This is a genomic window from Paenibacillus sp. sgz302148, assembly GCF_056120465.1.
Genome location: NZ_JBVYOJ010000001.1, coordinates 419,104 through 435,257, shown reverse-complemented (window position 1 = coordinate 435,257; position 16,154 = coordinate 419,104). Strand labels below are relative to the sequence as shown.

Annotated in this window: 14 protein-coding genes; 9 read left to right on the top strand and 5 right to left on the bottom strand. The window is 52.0% G+C overall.

Going from position 1 to position 16,154, the window contains the following annotated elements; all coding sequences use genetic code 11:
• The first annotated feature begins 7 nt into the window (after nucleotides 1-7).
• Both pyk and AC0LWM_RS02050 read left to right on the top strand, forming a co-directional pair.
• Complete coding sequence (gene pyk, locus AC0LWM_RS02055) at nucleotides 8-1,762, top strand: pyruvate kinase (RefSeq protein ID WP_474673231.1); 1,755 nt, start codon at nucleotides 8-10, stop codon at nucleotides 1,760-1,762.
• A 70-nt stretch (nucleotides 1,763-1,832) separates the two neighbouring features.
• Entirely contained in the window at nucleotides 1,833-2,312 is a 480-nt protein-coding gene (locus AC0LWM_RS02050; protein ID WP_474673230.1) for an acyl-CoA thioesterase, read from the top strand.
• Nucleotides 2,313-2,322: 10 nt separating this feature from the next.
• On the opposite strand, the gene ytvI is transcribed toward AC0LWM_RS02050, so the two are convergent.
• Complete coding sequence (gene ytvI / locus AC0LWM_RS02045; protein ID WP_474673229.1) at nucleotides 2,323-3,444, bottom strand: sporulation integral membrane protein YtvI; 1,122 nt, start codon at nucleotides 3,442-3,444, stop codon at nucleotides 2,323-2,325.
• Between the two features lie 254 nt (nucleotides 3,445-3,698).
• Here ytvI and ppk1 point away from each other — a divergent pair, with 254 nt between their 5' ends.
• A complete protein-coding gene (gene ppk1 / locus AC0LWM_RS02040; protein WP_474673535.1) occupies nucleotides 3,699-5,762 on the top strand; it encodes a polyphosphate kinase 1 in 2,064 nt (687 codons plus the stop codon).
• Nucleotides 5,763-5,851: 89 nt separating this feature from the next.
• Here the strand turns inward: ppk1 and ppx are convergent, their stop codons facing one another.
• Nucleotides 5,852-7,360 (bottom strand): exopolyphosphatase, encoded by a 1,509-nt coding sequence (ppx, locus tag AC0LWM_RS02035; protein WP_474673228.1) that lies wholly within the window; start codon nucleotides 7,358-7,360, stop codon nucleotides 5,852-5,854.
• Nucleotides 7,361-7,676: 316 nt separating this feature from the next.
• Between ppx and citZ the strand changes: the two genes are divergently transcribed.
• The 3 genes from citZ to mdh all read left to right on the top strand — a co-directional run bounded on the left by citZ (nucleotide 7,677) and on the right by mdh (nucleotide 11,261).
• Nucleotides 7,677-8,789, top strand: coding sequence for a citrate synthase (gene citZ / locus AC0LWM_RS02030; protein WP_474673227.1), 1,113 nt, complete (start codon nucleotides 7,677-7,679; stop codon nucleotides 8,787-8,789).
• Between the two features lie 104 nt (nucleotides 8,790-8,893).
• Nucleotides 8,894-10,189 (top strand): NADP-dependent isocitrate dehydrogenase, encoded by a 1,296-nt coding sequence (icd, locus tag AC0LWM_RS02025; protein WP_474673226.1) that lies wholly within the window; start codon nucleotides 8,894-8,896, stop codon nucleotides 10,187-10,189.
• A 130-nt stretch (nucleotides 10,190-10,319) separates the two neighbouring features.
• The gene (gene mdh, locus AC0LWM_RS02020; protein ID WP_474673225.1) at nucleotides 10,320-11,261 is read left to right on the top strand and encodes a malate dehydrogenase; all 942 of its coding nucleotides are present in this window, start codon (nucleotides 10,320-10,322) and stop codon (nucleotides 11,259-11,261) included.
• 73 nt (nucleotides 11,262-11,334) lie between these two features.
• Here mdh and AC0LWM_RS02015 read toward each other — a convergent pair whose 3' ends face one another.
• Entirely contained in the window at nucleotides 11,335-11,736 is a 402-nt protein-coding gene (locus AC0LWM_RS02015; RefSeq protein ID WP_474673224.1) for a DUF1259 domain-containing protein, read from the bottom strand.
• Between the two features lie 228 nt (nucleotides 11,737-11,964).
• Here AC0LWM_RS02015 and AC0LWM_RS02010 point away from each other — a divergent pair, with 228 nt between their 5' ends.
• From AC0LWM_RS02010 to AC0LWM_RS02000, 3 genes are read left to right on the top strand one after another with little or no spacing between them, the layout of a single operon-like run.
• The gene (locus AC0LWM_RS02010; protein ID WP_474673223.1) at nucleotides 11,965-12,747 is read left to right on the top strand and encodes a phytanoyl-CoA dioxygenase family protein; all 783 of its coding nucleotides are present in this window, start codon (nucleotides 11,965-11,967) and stop codon (nucleotides 12,745-12,747) included.
• Nucleotides 12,748-12,774: 27 nt separating this feature from the next.
• Nucleotides 12,775-13,650 (top strand): helix-turn-helix domain-containing protein, encoded by an 876-nt coding sequence (locus AC0LWM_RS02005; protein ID WP_474673222.1) that lies wholly within the window; start codon nucleotides 12,775-12,777, stop codon nucleotides 13,648-13,650.
• A gap of 47 nt (nucleotides 13,651-13,697) precedes the next feature.
• The gene (locus AC0LWM_RS02000; protein ID WP_474673221.1) at nucleotides 13,698-14,123 is read left to right on the top strand and encodes a hypothetical protein; all 426 of its coding nucleotides are present in this window, start codon (nucleotides 13,698-13,700) and stop codon (nucleotides 14,121-14,123) included.
• Nucleotides 14,124-14,431: 308 nt separating this feature from the next.
• Here the strand turns inward: AC0LWM_RS02000 and AC0LWM_RS01995 are convergent, their stop codons facing one another.
• Entirely contained in the window at nucleotides 14,432-14,830 is a 399-nt protein-coding gene (locus AC0LWM_RS01995; protein WP_474673220.1) for a hypothetical protein, read from the bottom strand.
• A gap of 330 nt (nucleotides 14,831-15,160) precedes the next feature.
• Nucleotides 15,161-16,054 (bottom strand): phytanoyl-CoA dioxygenase family protein, encoded by an 894-nt coding sequence (locus tag AC0LWM_RS01990; protein ID WP_474673219.1) that lies wholly within the window; start codon nucleotides 16,052-16,054, stop codon nucleotides 15,161-15,163.
• Nucleotides 16,055-16,154: the final 100 nt, after the last annotated feature.

Here is a 16,154-nt window from a genome sequence, read left to right as displayed (position 1 = left end):
TCAGAACATGCGCAAAACGAAAATTGTTTGTACGATTGGCCCGTCGAGTGAATCGCTCGAAAACACGAAAAAATTGATCGAAGCGGGAATGAACATCGCCCGCCTCAATTTTTCCCATGGCGATTTCGAGGAGCATGGCAACCGGATCAAAAATATTCGTCAAGGCTCCAAGGAATTGAACAAAACCGTAGCGATTCTGCTTGACACGAAAGGCCCTGAAATTCGTACAGGCAAGCTGAAGGAAGAACCGATTGAGCTCGTGCAGGACGAGCACATTATTTTGACAACGGAAGAGATTCTGGGCGATGCCAAACGGATTTCCGTCACGTACAAGGATTTGCCGGGTGATCTACATATCGGTTCCACGGTATTGATTGACGATGGCTTGATCGGTTTGACGGTCGTTGGCATTCAAGGTACGGAAATCGAGTGCCGCATCGTGAACGGCGGTACGATCAAGAGCAAGAAGGGCGTTAACGTGCCGGGCGTGAGCATCTCGCTGCCGGGCATTACGGAGAAGGACGCGAACGATATCATTTTCGGCATCGAGCAAGGCATCGATTTTATCGCCGCGTCGTTCGTGCGCAAAGCAAGCGACGTGCTCGAAATCCGCGAGCTGCTCGAGCGCTACAATGCTCGCCATATTCAGATCATTTCGAAGATCGAAAACCAGCAAGGCGTGGACAACCTCGATGAAATTCTAGAGGTTTCCGACGGATTGATGGTTGCGCGCGGCGACCTCGGCGTCGAAATTCCAGCCGAAGAAGTACCTCTTGTACAGAAGCGAATGATCGAAAAATGTAACCGTGCCGGCAAACCGGTCATTACGGCTACGCAAATGCTTGATTCCATGCAGCGCAACCCGCGCCCGACGCGCGCGGAGGCGAGCGACGTGGCGAACGCGATTTTTGACGGCACGGACGCGATCATGTTGTCCGGCGAAACGGCTGCCGGCAAATATCCGGTCGAGTCGGTGCTGACGATGTCCCGCATCGCGGAACGCGCGGAATCGGCGCTTCATTACCGCGAGATTTTCACGAAGCAAAGCTTGGCGCAGCAAACGACCGTTACCGAAGCGATCAGCCAGGCTGTGGCGAACTCGGCTTTGGATTTGCAAGCGAAAGCGATCATCACCTCGACGGAGAGCGGTTATACGGCGCGTATGGTATCCAAATACCGTCCGAAAGCGCCGATTATCGCCGTAACGCCGAATGAGCAAGTGATGCGCAGACTGTCGATCATCTGGGGCGTTATCCCGGTTCTTGGCCGCAATGCGGAAACGACCGATGAAATGTTCGAAATCGCGGTAGAGGGCGGCATGCAGTCCGGGCATCTGGCTCTCGGCGATCTGGTCGTCATTACGGCAGGCGTGCCGGTAGGCCGCTCCGGAACGACGAACCTGATCAAAATCCATCATATCGGCGAAATGATCGCCAAAGGCCAAGGCATCGGCAGCCAAAGCGCGACCGGCAAAATCGTCGTCGCGCGCACGCCGCAAGAAGCGCTGGAGAAGACGGAGCCGGGTTCAATCCTGGTAACGGTAGCGACGGACAAAGAATATATGCCTGCTTTCGAGAAAGCGGCGGCAGTTATTACCGAATCCGGCGGCATTACGTCTCACGCGGCGGTTGTAGGCTTAAGCCTTGGCATTCCGGTTATCGTAGGCGTAAACAATGCGATGAACCTGCTGCAGGACAACATGGAAGTTTCCGTTTATGCAGAGGTCGGCATTATTTATTCCGGACAAGCTAAAGTGATGTAATATGTTTACCAGGTACCCTGCTCTCCGCCGCTGCGGAAGCAGGGTATTTGCAACCTATTGGAGGAGAAGCATGCAACCGAAACAATGGTATTTTCATAGGCTTAGGGTGCGGTATCAGGAGACGGATCAGATGGGTGTCGTATACCATGCGAACTACTTGAATTGGTTTGAGATCGGGCGTACCGAGTTGATCCGGGAAATGGGCGTTCCTTATCGTTCAATCGAGGAAAAAGGGCTGCTGCTGCCGGTCGTTGATGCGGAGATCAAATACCGGCTGCCGGCACGTTACGATGACGAGCTCGTCGTATGTACGCGTATCGCGGCATTTTCCCATGTACGGATGGAATTTGAATCGCAGGTTTGCCGTATTTCAGCCGAGCAAGCTATAAGCGGAGAATCGTACGAGCAACGAGACGAGCCTTTCGGTCAGCTTCTGGTCAGCGGCAGGACGCGGCATATGTGGCTGAACGGACAATGGAAACCGGCGCGTCTGGATCGAGAGGCGCCGGAATTATATGCCCTTTTGAAACAAAATGTAAATGAAGCTTAAGAAGAGACCGTTAGACGGTTCGGCTCCCTTGCAGGATGTAGTCGCGAATATCACGGAATACATTGGCTCGATGCAGAGCGCTCAGAATGACAAGAGTGACCGGACCGATGATTAACCCAAGCACGCCGAACAGCTTCAAGCCAACGAACATGGCAATCAGCGTCGGCAGTGGGTCGAGTCCGATGCTTGTCGATAAGACTTTAGGCTCGATGATTTGCCGTACGACAAGGATGATGGCGTACAGCACGGACAATCCGATGCCAAGCGAAGTGTCACCGCTCATGAACGTATAGACGATCCATGGAATCATCGCAGCTCCTACCCCTAGGTATGGAAGCAGATCGACGAACCCGATCAGCAGCCCGATCGTTATCGCATATTTAACGTTCAGGACGAGCAGCCCGATGATGACGAACACCGCGGTGATGGAGATCATGATGAATTGTGCGCGGACGTAGCCGAACAGCGCTTTTTGCAGGTCGGTGCCGATAATTTTGACGCGCCCGAGCAGATTCGACGGGAATATGCCGGACAAGCTGACCATGTGCTTGTACCAATCTTTGCTTATAAAAAAAGCGGCCAACAACACGATAATGGTTAGAGTGGCGATATTCGGCAGGGAGGTCAGGAAAGACAATATACTGTTAAAGAACAAATTGATTGCCGATGTCCCGAGATCGGCGATTTTTTGTGCCGTCGAATTGAAGCTTTTGTTGATCGTTTCCTGATAATTCGGGTTTTCCTGGTAGAAGTTGCCGAGCTGCATCAACAGGCTTTGTACGCTATCGGATTGGATCCATTGCAAAATTTCGTTTTTCCACCATTCGATATTGCTTTCGATCGACTTGCTTAAGTTGATGATTTCCACGACGATTCGCGTGATCATGGCCGTAAGGATGGTCGCCGCCGCACCAAAAAACAACGTCAAGGAGACGGATACGGCGAGCCAACGGGGAAACTTGGCTTTGCGGTGCAGCAGGTTGACGAGCGGGTTCATAATATATGCGACAACCCAGCCAATGAGAAAAGGATACACAAGCGGCGTCACGAAAATGGCGGCGGCAACGATGAGCGCAAAAATGAAAACCACCCAAAGACTGCGCAACAACTGATTGACGAGTTTTCTCTCCAAACGATTCCCTCCTTCTGCAATCGTGATAAGGTTCTGCGATAATTGCTTCATTTTCCGATATAATGAGTATATGTATACACTTATTGTATCACGACTTTGTACAACACAAAAATGCATGTACTTTACGTTATGTTTACAAATCATTAACATGTCGAAAACATAACAAGACGATAATGGAAAAAGATCATATGAACCTATACAGAAATCGACATCATACCTTTGGAGGTAGGATTGTGGGCAAAAGGGAGTCGCAAATGCAAACAAAAGAGCATACGTCAAAATACGTCAATCGGGATATCAGTTGGAGCGAATTCAACCGCAGGGTGCTGGAGGAAGCGCAGGACGCCGAAACGCCGCTGCTGGAGCGGATCAAGTTTCTATCGATCGTATCCACCAATCTGGACGAGTTTATGAGTGTTCGCGTTGCGGGTATTACCGACCAATTGAAAGCCGGCTACAATAAAAAAGATTTTTCCGGCTATACGCCTTCCGGACTGCTAAAGCGCATTATGAAGCGCACCGAGCGGATGGTGGCCGATCAATATAAAACGTTCCGCGAGCTGGACCGGCAACTGGCGAAGGAAGGCATTCATTTTGCCGATTACGATGACTTGAACGCGACGCAGCAAAAGGCGATGTACGAATATTACCACGATATCGTCTTCCCGGTATTAACGCCGATGGCCGTCGATCAGAGCCGCCCGTTCCCGCTTGTACATACGAAGGAGCTGTATTTGGCCGTCGTGCTTCGCCGGGAAGGCGACGATCCCGAGGAGGAGCCGTATTTTGCGCTTGTTCAGGTGCCTTCGATCTTGCCGCGTTTCGTTCCGGTCCCGGTCCGGGGCAACAGCAAGAAAGTTGAATTCGTGCTGCTGGAAGCTTTAATCGAGCGTCATATTCAAACTTTGTTCAGCGGGTACACGCCGATCGCCGTACACGGCTTCCGGATTACGCGCAATGCCGACTTGACGCTGAACGAAGAAGGCGCCGAAGATTTGCTGGAGGAGATCGAGAAGGAACTGAGGCGCCGGCGCTGGGGAGCGCCCGTCCGTCTCGAAGTGCAGAAAGGGATGGACCCGTATGCGCTGGATTTGTTAAAAGAAGAATTCGAAATTTCCGATAACGTATTCGAGATCGACGGACCGATCGATTTGAGCTATCTGATGAAATTTGCGACCTCGCTGAACAATTACGACCATCTGCGCTTTGCGTCGTTTGATCCGGTGTATCCGCGCGAGCTGGATGATGCGGAAGATATGTTTGCGGCTTTGCGCCATAAGGACGTTCTCGTTTACCACCCGTATGAGTCGTTTGACGTCGTAAACGATTTTATTCTGGAAGCGGCTTACGATCCGAAGGTGCTGGCGATCAAAATGACGTTGTACCGGGTGAGCGGCAATTCGGTTCTGGTTCAGGCATTGGCGCGTGCGGCCGAGTCGGGCAAGCAAGTGACGGTTGTCGTGGAACTGAAGGCGCGGTTCGACGAAGAACGCAATATCGCTTGGGCGCGGCAGCTGGAGAAGGCGGGTTGCCATGTCGTTTATGGCTTGGTCGGCTTAAAGACGCACGCCAAGATCACGCTGGTCGTTCGGCGCGAACAAGAAGGGCTGCAGCGGTACGTTCATGTCGGCACGGGCAATTATAACGAGAATACGGCCCGGTTATATACCGATATCGGATTGTTCACCGCCCATCCCGTCATTGGCGAGGATGCTTCGGCGCTGTTCAACGAAATTACGGGATATTCCGCTCCGCACGATTGGCAGGCGTTCGGCGTTGCGCCAACTTCGTTGAAGACGAAACTTTATAAGCTGATCGAACGGGAGAAGCAATGGGCGGCCGCGGGCAAACCCGCCCGGATCGTGGCCAAGATGAACTCGCTCTCCCATCAGGAGATGATTGACGAGCTGTATGCCGCTTCCCAGGCCGGCGTCAAGATTGATCTTATCGTCCGGGGAGTCTGCTGTCTTCGTCCCGGCGTGCCCGGCTTAAGCGAGAATATAACGGTCATCAGCATCGTCGACCGGTTCCTTGAACATTCGCGCATCGTCTATTTTGAAAACGGCGGCGACCCTGAGGTCTACGTGTCCAGCGCGGATTGGATGTCCCGGAATTTGACGCGCCGGATCGAGCTGTTATGTCCTGTATTCGACAAGGACGCCCGGAAGATGCTCATTAACATTTTGCGGTTAAATTTGCAAGACAACGTCAAAGCGCACCGGTTGCAGTCCAGCGGCACTTACGTGCGGATTACGGATGATAAGGCGCCGTTCCGCAGTCAATTCGAGGCGCGGCAGATCGCAAAGTGGAAGGGCTGATCGGCGGAAGGTGATAAAGCGCCGGTAAGTGCGTAACTTCAAACAGAAAGCAGAACGAAAAGAAGCCCGGCGGAATAAACCGCCAGGCTTCATGTCGTGGTGAGACGGAGTTGCAGTCCCCAAACCTTCTTGAATTCTTTGTCCAATGTTGCGACTTCCTGCCGCTCTATCGATAGTCCATGCCGGTGAGCAACCGCTAAGCGGAGTTCGAGTCCGTGCATCGCGGCGGATAGCTCGGTCACCGTCTGCGTTTCGCTACGGTCCAGCGCAATCGCAAGCCGAAGCAGCGTGCCGAGCAGCACGACAAGCGATAAATCGGACTCGTCCAAAATATCCCGATGATCGAGGAAGGTTAGGCGAGCTTTCGTTTTGGTTTTATGGGATGCGATCATGGCGCATAGCAGTATTTCTTTATGGGACATGCCATTCAGCCTTGAGTTGGCAATCAGATAGAACGTATGCCGGTCATAATGATAATAATCGACCGTCGTCCCGATCCGGTACAACAATGAAGCGACATGCATGTAGGTTCTCGCACGCTCCGGCAGCTGATGATACTTCTGCAAGTCGTCGTACAGCGTAAGCGCGATGCGATTGACCAGCTCGACGTGCCGCTTCGGACTGGACGGGTGCAACTGCAGCAGGTTGCGCACGCTGTGTTCAAGCACGTCGTCGACGGCAGGCCGCTCGGGGTACAACGTCTCGTAGAACAGTCCGTCGCGCAGCCCGGAGCCGCTGATCACGTAATGCGAAGCGCCGCATTGCTTGAACACGGTTTGCAAAATGACCGTACCCGGCACGATGATGTCGGCACGATCTTTGGACAGGCCGGGAAACTTTTTGCGTTTTTCCACGGGAATGATCGCGAGGGAAGAGACCATGTCCGAGATGTCGTTATCGCTCATCATGTAGTTGTGGGTTAGCGCGAGCGAATATTTTTTTCGTTTCTGATCCATCTTGCATAAATTACGAATCGTGCCGCCTAGGCCGACAAGCGGTAATCCGGGATATTGCCGTATCCACGGTTCTTGATCGATTGCCTGCTCGACCATCGCTCTAATCCGTGACAGGTCGTCGGAATCAACTTCGCCGTGACGCGTGAATCGCTTCGTCGTGTTGACCGCCCCGAACGGGAATGAAACGCTATGTACGATTTCGCGGTCCTTGAACAGCGTGACTTCGGTGCTGCCGCCTCCGATATCGACAAGAAAGCCGACTTTGATGTCGATCGTATTGCGTACGCCGAGGAAGCCGATTCTTGCTTCTTCGTCGCCGGAGAGCACTTCAATGTTCAAGCCGGTGTGCCGCCGGAGGCGCTCGATGACGGCTGCGCTATTGGCCGCATTGCGAATCGCTGCCGTTGCGACCGCGCGGATGCGTTTGACTCCGCTCGCTTCGCAAATTAAACTAAAATGGTTAAGTGTATCGATTAATGCCGCCACCGCTTCCGCGGCCAGCACTCCGTCGGCGTCGATATGTTCGCTGAGTCTTGCGGATAATTTGCTTTCGTCGATGACGCGATGGGCTTGCTCCGATTGTTCGTAGATCACGAGACGTATTGAGTTCGATCCGATGTCGATGATGCCGATCCGCTCCATGATTCCTCCATGTTTCGCCGTAGTATACGACCATTTTACCATCTGGCGCGGCGAATGAAAAATGATCGTTTTTTGTGGGCAAAGCATTCATTTTTCGTCGTTTCATGGGAAAGATAGTGTAGAGCATGTTCGGTAAAATCGAAAGAAAAAAACTATAGTGCTGATAATGAATTTTTATACCCCTTGTTGTTCACTTATCGCACGAAATCACTTATCATTAGGTATGGGTTTTACGTTATGCAACTCTATTTCGATTTGAGGACAACTTGTCCATATTTCTACAGTTACAACTTCATAATAAAGGAGAGTATTGAAGATGACAGCAACCAAAGGGTTGGAAGGGATCGTCGCGACCACTTCGTCCATCAGTTCCATTATTGATGGCGTTCTGACGTACCGCGGCATCGACATCGACGAATTAGCCGAAAAAGCGTCATTTGAAGAAGTGGCGTATTTGCTTTGGTTCGGCAATCTTCCGAACGAGGCACAGCTCGATAAGCTGCAGAAAGACCTAAGCGCTTATGCCGCTGTTCCGGCGCAAGTGATTGAACAAATCAAGCTTTTCCCGAAAAACACGAACTCGATGGCTGCGCTCCGCACGGCGGTATCCAGCCTCGGATTGTACGACCCATCCGCCAACGACATGAGCGACGAAGCGAATGTGACGAAGGCGATCAAGCTGCAAGCTCAGCTTCCGACAATTATCGCCGCATTTGCTCGTATCCGTGAAGGCAAGGAGCCGATCGCGCCGAAGGCCGGCGTATCGATCGCCCATAATTTCCTATATATGCTAACGGGACAAGAACCTGACCCGATCGCCGTGAAGGCGCTTGACCAAGCGCTTGTTTTGCATGCCGATCACGAGCTGAATGCATCGACTTTTGCAGCGCGCGTTACTGTCGCGACGTTGTCCGACATCTATTCCGGCGTCACTTCGGCGATCGGAGCGCTTAAAGGCCCTCTGCACGGCGGAGCGAACGAAGCGGTTATGGCGATGCTGGAAGAGATCGGCACGGCCGACAATGTTGAAACGTACATCAACAACAAGCTGAACAACAAAGAGAAAATTATGGGCTTCGGCCACCGCGTTTACAAAAACGGCGACCCGCGCGCCAAGCATTTGCAAAAAATGTCCCGCGAGCTGGGCAAAATTACGAACAACATGAACTGGTACGACATGTCGATCAAGATCGAAGAGCTCGTAACCGGCCAAAAAGGATTGAAGCCGAACGTCGACTTCTACTCCGCATCCGTGTACACGTCGCTTGAAATTCCGCGCGATTTGTTCACGCCGATTTTTGCGATCAGCCGCGTATCGGGCTGGACGGCGCACATTCTCGAGCAATACGAGAACAACCGCCTGATCCGTCCGCGCGCAGAATACGTCGGTCCGGTTAACCAAAGCTACGTGCCGATCGCACAGCGCTAATTCCATAACTCGTCCGATCAGTTACCGACATAACGGGCGGCTGCAATCCTGGCGATGCAGCTCCCGTTCAATTATGTTTTAGGGAAAATAGAGGAGGAAATCTCATGTTTAAATTAGAAAAATACGCCCTTCCGACAGAAGGCGAAAAGCTGACGATTCAAAACGGCAATCTGCAAGTACCGAACAATCCGATCATCCCTTTCATCGAAGGCGACGGAACGGGTCCTGACATCTGGGCCGCTTCTAAACGCGTGCTTGACGCAGCTGTAGAGAAAGCATACAAAGGCGAGAAAAAAATCGCTTGGTACGAAGTGTTTGCCGGAGAAAAAGCGTTCAACCAATACGGCGAATGGCTTCCTAACGATACGCTTGAAGCGATCCGCGAATATATCGTAGCGATCAAAGGGCCTCTGACGACGCCAATCGGCGGCGGCATCCGTTCCCTGAACGTTGCGCTTCGCCAAGAGCTTGACCTGTACGTATGTCTGCGTCCGGTTCGTTATTTCGACGGCGTGCCATCGCCGGTTAAGCGTCCTGAGCTCGTAGACATGGTTATTTTCCGCGAAAATACGGAAGATATCTATGCAGGCATCGAGTACCAAGAAGGTACTGAAGCGGTGAAAAAAGTGCTGCAATTCCTGCAAAACGAAATGGGCGTTAACAAAATCCGTTTCCCTGAAACCTCCGGTATCGGCATCAAGCCGGTTTCGTCCGAAGGCTCGAAGCGTCTCGTTCGCGCGGCGATCGAATACGCAATCAAGCACGGCCGCAAGAGCGTTACGCTTGTCCATAAAGGCAACATCATGAAATTCACCGAAGGCGCGTTCAAAAACTGGGGCTACGAAGTCGCAGAACAAGAATACGCTGAGCAAACGTTCACTTGGGGCCAATACGACCGCATCAAAGAAGCTCAAGGCACGGACGCTGCGAACAAAGCGCAAAAAGAAGCCGAAGCCGCCGGCAAAATCATCGTAAAAGATGCGATTGCCGACATCGCGCTTCAGCAAGTTTTGACTCGTCCGACGGACTTCGACGTCATCGCGACATTGAACCTGAACGGCGACTACTTGTCCGACGCGCTTGCAGCTCAAGTTGGCGGTATCGGTATCGCTCCGGGAGCGAACATCAACTACTTGACGCACCATGCGATCTTCGAAGCGACTCACGGCACGGCTCCTAAATACGCGGGTCTTGACGTTGTTAACCCGGGTTCGGTTATCCTGTCCGGCGTAATGCTGCTTGAGCACCTGGGCTGGCAAGAAGCGGCTGACCTGATCTACAAAGGCATGGAAACATCGATCAACAACAAAACGGTTACGTATGACTTTGCACGTCTGATGGAAGGCGCAACCGAAGTAAAATGCTCCGCGTTCGCAGACGAAATCATTAAAAACATGTAATATCATATTCTTAAGTATAGTAGCTTCGGAGCTTGCTCCGAGGCTACGAAGCTTTTGGATGTATGTTAAGCTTCGCAAACGTTGACTCGGGAAACCCGGGCAATATAGAACCCTCGAGGAGGAAAATACAATGGCTATTCGTCGTAAAAAAATTACGGTTGTAGGCGCAGGCTTCACCGGCGCAACAACTGCGCTGATGCTTGCACAAAAAGAACTGGGCGACGTTGTACTTGTAGACATTCCGCAACTGGAGAATCCAACGAAGGGGAAAGCGCTTGACATGCTGGAAGCAAGCCCGGTTCAAGGCTTCGATAGCAACATTATCGGGACTTCCAACTACGAAGACACCAAAGGCTCCGACATCGTCATCATTACGGCCGGTATTGCTCGAAAACCAGGCATGAGCCGTGACGATTTGGTCAACACGAATGCAGGCATCGTGAAATCGGTCTGCGAAAACGTAAAACGATATTGCCCGGATTCGTACGTCATCATCTTGAGCAACCCGGTTGACGCGATGACGTATGTTGCTTACGAAACGCTTGGTTTCCCTAAAAACCGCGTGATCGGCCAATCCGGCGTACTCGATACGGCCCGTTACTGCACGTTCATCGCGCAAGAGCTGAACGTTTCCGTTGAAGACGTTCGCGGCTTCGTATTAGGCGGACACGGCGACGACATGGTTCCGCTCGTTCGTTATTCGAACGTAGGCGGCATCCCAATCGAGAAGTTGATCCCTGCCGACCGCATCGAAGCGATCGTACAACGTACGCGCACGGGCGGCGGCGAAATCGTTAACCTGCTCGGCAACGGCAGCGCCTATTATGCGCCTGCGGCATCGCTCGTTCAGATGACCGAAGCGATCCTGAAAGACAAAAAACGGATTATCCCGGTTATCGCTTTGCTTCAAGGCGAATACGGCTATGAAAATCTGTTCATGGGCGTACCTACGATTCTTGGCGGCGACGGCATCGAGAAGGTGTTCGAGCTTGAACTGACGGCTGACGAAAAAGCGGCCTTGGACAAATCGGCACAATCCGTGCGCAACGTCATCAAAATCGTAACCGGCTAATTCAAGCGGTTCTTCGTACGGTTCATCAAAGGACTGCCATGAAGTCTTCGGACTTTACGGCAGTCTTTTTTGATTAACGAGTGTTTTTAATCGCATCCAGCGCTTTCCTTACTTTTGCCGCGAAAATAAGCGGTTTCGATACGGCTTCGATATTGACATAAATGATGCGGGGTTGCTCGAACAACCATTCGTTGTGGATCGAGGATACTTTAATGCCTTCCTTGCGAATAGCCGTAATAAATCCTTGAACTTCCCGCTGCAAAAGGGCGATTCTTCCTAAGCATAACGCTTTTCCGGTAGCCGTCGATTTTGACTCGAATGAAAAAGAAGTCGTTACGATGAACCTCTTCCCCAAAATTGTCACGTTCAATTGTTCCCGCACGATCGTCGCTACGCATTTTCCACCCGCAAATCCCGGCGAGCCGCCGATAATTCGGGCAAATCGCCGACAAACCGTCTCATTATTTTTCGTCATGGCGCGGCACATTCTCCATTCTACTCAATATCCGATCTCATTTCATAGAATATGTAGGGCGGAACAGGCTTGGAACGACGATTCTCCGGTAATGTATTTTTGGGTCATCTGAAGATATGCATACTCCTTCGGATGATATGATGCGAAGCGGTTTGCCGAATGCGATACACTCATTGTGCAAGCAATTTCCATTTAAAATGAATGATCGTCGCGGGAGGGTTTCGGAACATGAATAACGAATTATTGCAAAACGCAAAACAAAAGTATGACACGGACGGCTATGTCGTATTTCCGAATGTATTGGATGCGGAGCTTATGCAAGAAGCGAAAGACCACGTCGCATGGCTGATCGCCAAAAACCCCAAGCTGCGCCCGGAGCACCTCGGACACGCTCTGATGCTGGACGACCCGTTCTGGGTCAGGCTCGTATCGGACGACCGGCTGCTCGATATTGCCGAGCAATTCATCGGCCCGAATATTGCGTTGTTCGCTTCGCATTACATCAGCAAGCCGGCTTTTGACGGACGTCCGGTGCTTTGGCACCAAGACGGCAGCTATTGGCCGCTTGATCCGATGGAAGTCGTTACGTTATGGCTCGCGGTAGACGATTCCGTGCCGGAGAACGGCTGCATGCGCGTCATTCCCGGTACGCAGACGATGGCTCTACAGGAGATGAAGGTGAATCATCAAGTCGAGAGCGTGCTCGACTCCGAAGTGGATCCTGCCTTGGTGGACGAATCGAAGGCGGTTGACATTATTTTGAAATCCGGCGGCGTGTCGGTACACCATCCGAATATTATCCACGGCTCGGAAGCCAATACGTCTCCCATGCGTCGCTGCGGCCTGACGATTCGCTACATCCCGACGTCGACGCGCATTTTGCGCGAGTCGAGCGCGGCCGCGTTCTTGCTGCGGGGCGAAGCGGTGCCCGGAATAAACAATTATTTGCCGCGGCCGCGTTACGTGGAGGGACGGCATATGCCGTTCCGCGGCTGCGATAGCTGGAAATAGAAGAAGCTGCGAAAGGAGAAGGGGCGCATGGACAAACAAGAGCCTGTACGATTAACTTTACAGCAATACATGCCGCCCCGATCCTCGTTCCAGCTGTTTGAGCAGAAGCTGACGGGAGCGATTCAGCTTCATTGGCATGAATTTTACGAAATGAGCTTTTTCGTTGCCGGGTGCGGACAGCACCGTTTGAACGGGAATCCGGCTCCGCTTCGACGCGGCAGCCTGATTTTGCTGACGCCAGCCGATTTTCACGAGCTGTGGCCCGATCCGGGGGAAACGCTGACACTCTACAATGTTATTTTTTCTGAGGAAATGTTGGACGATGATATGAGACAAATGCTGTTTCAGCAAAGCGGGGGCCGGATGTACGCGTTTGACGACGAGGACGCGGCGATGCTGGAGACCGAATTTCAACGTATTGCCTGGGAAATGAAACATGCCCGGTTAGGACATTTGCGCATGATCCGCGGAGCGATGGAACGGATCTGGATCGAAGTCGCACGTTACGCGCGCGTCATGGGGCAGGAGCCAGAGCCAGAGCCGAAGAGAGACCTGGCTTCGTCAATGCAGCCTTCTGTTCGCAACGCGCTGCTATACGTGCAGCATCACTTTCGTGAGGACTTGACGCTGGCCCGGGCGGCGGAGCAAGCGAGGCTCGCCCCGAACTATTTTAGCGAATGTTTCCGCAAGGCGGTTGGCATTCCATTTCAGCAGTACTTGCAAGAGAAACGGCTCCAGTTCGCCAAGTCGCTGCTGCACGTTTCCGAACTGTCGGTAACCGATATTTGTTACGCTTCAGGATTCAACAGTTTGTCACATTTCGAGCGGGCCTTCAAGCGTCAAAATGGCTCTACGCCGCGTCAATACCGGAATGCGCTTCGGTTGTCCTTGCCTTCCGAATAAGCTATACTAGAGGCAAGTACATACATCATTTTAGGAGGTTGCTTCCATTGGTTCAGTTCATTTTGTTCCTACACGTATTGGGCGCGGTTGGCATGGGCTTTTATTTATTTGTGCCGCTATTGGTTTCGCGTATTGGCGGATTGTCCGCTCCTGCTCAGGAAGGCTTCGTCAGCGGTTTGGCGGCTGCCAACCGTTTTGCGCAATTTATGCTGATCGTGCAATTTTTGACAGGCGGATATTTGATTTCGCAAAGCAAATACACCGTCGTATGGATGGTGTTGATTATTGTGCTGTTCCTGGCTGTAGCGGCTGTCGGCGGCATTATGAGCAAGCCGATGAAAGGGCTCATCAGCGCGGTTAAAGCAGGCCGTAACGGAGATGCCGAAGCGAGGAAGCTGAAGACGTTCAGCTTTATCGTGTGGATTCTGTTCGTGGCGATTCTTGTGTTCATGAAGTATCCGATGTACGCTTAATTGCCGATGCATCGGCGTTGATATCGAATCAACAATCCCCGGCTTTCGCAGCCATGCCTTTGATTGGAGGCAGCTGTGCGTGCCGGGGATTATTGTTAATTGTTGCAGATTGTCGGTTGCATCGGCCAAACAGAATCGTTAATCCGGGTTGTTGTCACTGCGTACTTTGTTCTGAAGCGATTCGCCATCCATATGCAAACATCTCACAATCCGTACATGTTGAAATCTCGAATAACTGGATTTCATGTAGTTAATTTCGACCTTTTTGCCATTTTCGAACCGAATACATGGAAAACATGTAGTTAATTTCAGCATTTTGTCCGGTTTCTGAGTTTTTGCAATGAATTAGATGGAGGTTTTCCAGTTATTTTTTCCGAAACCTGCTGCCTGCTCGGATTAACTACATCAATTCCAGTTATTTTCGCAAAAATGGAAGGCTGTTCTGAAGAAAAGTCATGTAAATTTATGGCAGACATTTCCGCTGTGGTTTCGGAGGCCGTTTCCGTTGCAGTTTCCGCTTTTGTTTCCGATGACGGTTCGTTGTGGTCTCCGCTGTGGTTTCGGCAGACGTTTCGGCTGACGTTTCCACTGACGTCTCCGCTGTTGTTTCCACTGTCGTTTCCGATGAAGGTTCGCTGTTGTTTCCGATGAAAGTTCGCTGTGGTCTCCGCTGCGGTTTCGGCAGACGTTTCGGCTGACGTTTCCACTGACGTCTCCGCTGTTGTTTCCACTGTCGTTTCCGATGACGGTCCGCTGTCGCTTCCGCTGTTGTTTCCGATGACGGTTCGCTGTGGTCTCCGCTGCGGTTTTGGCAGACGTTTCGGCTGACGTTTCCACTGACGTCTCCGCTGTTGTTTCCACTATCGTTTCCGATGACGGTTTGTCGTTTCCGCTGTTGTTTCCGATGACGCTTCGCTGTGGTCTCCGCTGTGGTTTTGGAAGCCGTATCGTCTGTTATTATCGACTGTCAATTGCCTGTCAATATCGTCCTACATTTCGGTCAGTCACAATCGCCAGTCATTAAACGGAACACGCTGCTAAACGCCCCATTCCTTCCGCGCTTCCTCAACCGTTTTCATTTTCGTGTTGCCCCAAGCGTAATGTCCTTTTGGCTTAACGCCGACCCAGCGCTCGTCGACCGGCTCGGATTTCAGCTGATACCGGGTGTCGGAGCTTAAGCGGAAGCGGTTCGTCGTATTGTTCGTTGAAGCATGCATCATGAACATGCCGAAAATGATCGCGTCGCCCGCGTTGTAATACGTGGTCGCCCACCTTCCGCCGAAACGCTCGACAAGCTCAATCGGATCGCTTGTGAACCAGCCGGTCTCGACGTTGTCGCGGTCGACGTCAAGCTCGCCGTACGTTTGTTTCACCCGGTCAAAATGCTGCGATCCGAGCAGCATGGCCAGTGTGCCTTGCTCGAGCGGAATATCGCCAATCGGCGTCCACATCGTGTACAGCTGCTTCGTACCGCGCCCCATGTACACAATGTCGTAATGCGCACCGGTGTTGTCGCCTGTCCCTACGGCACGCGGCCATTTGTAATCATAAGTCATCGATTCGCCGCCAAGCAGCCGGTCGAAGAAGTCCAACACTTTGCGGCTGCTGACCAATTCGTAGAACGGCTGCATCATCGCTTCTTCCGTAGCCGGTCCGCCGAAAAATGCACCTTTGGCGTCTTCGCCGATGACGCCATCCTCAAGCGGAAAGTTGCGGTCGATTTTGCCGAGCTCGTCAAGCTTGTGCAGCATGCCAAGACGCGCCCGCAGCACTTCCTCGCGATCATGAAAATCGCGGATGAGCAAATAACCGTCTTCCGCAAGCCGGGCGCGAAGCTCCTCCGTATCGTCCAGAATATCGTTGGAATCGCGCAGCTCTGTCATATATTTCGTGCCCATCGTCAGTTCGGCCTGTCCCATCGTTAATTTCATCGTGAATCCCCTCCGGAATGATTGGTCCTTACACGATCAAGTATACGAGCGGAAGGGATGAACGTATTTAGCGAAAACAACGAAAAATTTAACCGAATCG